Source organism: Methanomassiliicoccales archaeon (genome assembly GCA_014361295.1).
Classification (GTDB): domain Archaea; phylum Thermoplasmatota; class Thermoplasmata; order Methanomassiliicoccales; family JACIVX01; genus JACIVX01.
Genome location: JACIVX010000113.1, coordinates 1 through 667 on the forward strand (window position 1 = coordinate 1; position 667 = coordinate 667).

Consider the following 667-nt stretch of genomic DNA (forward strand, 5'->3'; position numbering starts at 1 on the left):
GAAGAAGTCAATAAGCGGTCAAAGGAAAAGGAAGAATTAGAGAAAAAACTTGAAGAAATAAGGCTTAAAATAAGGAGAAAGGAAAGCACGGTCATTGATTTTGAAATAATAAAGAAAGGATTTGAAGGATTTTATAAGGTTTATCCCTCACTTGAACCAAAGGAAAGGCAGGCACTGGCAAGGCTTTTCATAAAAGAGGTAAAAATCTTCAATGATAAAATAGATGTTGAATTTCTTGAGTTTCCAGAACTTGCCCATCGGGAGCCTCTCCAGATTTTGAAAGAGCCGTCAATTAGGGGAGCCATCTTAATGGCTGTTTCAAACTCCTTCAATGTCTCCTTCCGACTTATCCGCACAAGAGAAAAGGCAGGAAAAATAAAACTCTCTCTTTCTCCTATTCTGGATTGATAATGAACGCACCTGCACCTGCCCCCAAAGAGGAAAATTTTTTTAAAAAAGACTTGACTTTTTGATTTTCTTTGCTATATATTATTATGTGATGTTAAACGATGATAAACTTTGGCAAGCTCAAAAGGAGTTAAAACTATGATGGAAGGGTTTGGAGAAATAATGACCCTTGAGGAGACCGCAAAATATTTAAAAATAGGAAAATCTACTCTTTATAAGATGGCAAGGGAAGGAAAAATCCCTGCTGTGAAAATTGCTA

At 36.1% G+C, this 667-nt stretch carries 2 protein-coding genes; both read left to right on the top strand.

The window, feature by feature from the left end; genetic code table 11:
- Positions 1–408: hypothetical protein (locus tag H5T41_11455; GenBank protein ID MBC7109375.1), on the top strand; the 408-nt coding region annotated here is incomplete at its 5' end.
- A gap of 138 nt (positions 409–546) precedes the next feature.
- The coding region (locus tag H5T41_11460; GenBank protein ID MBC7109376.1) for a helix-turn-helix domain-containing protein at positions 547–667 on the top strand (121 nt) is incomplete at its 3' end.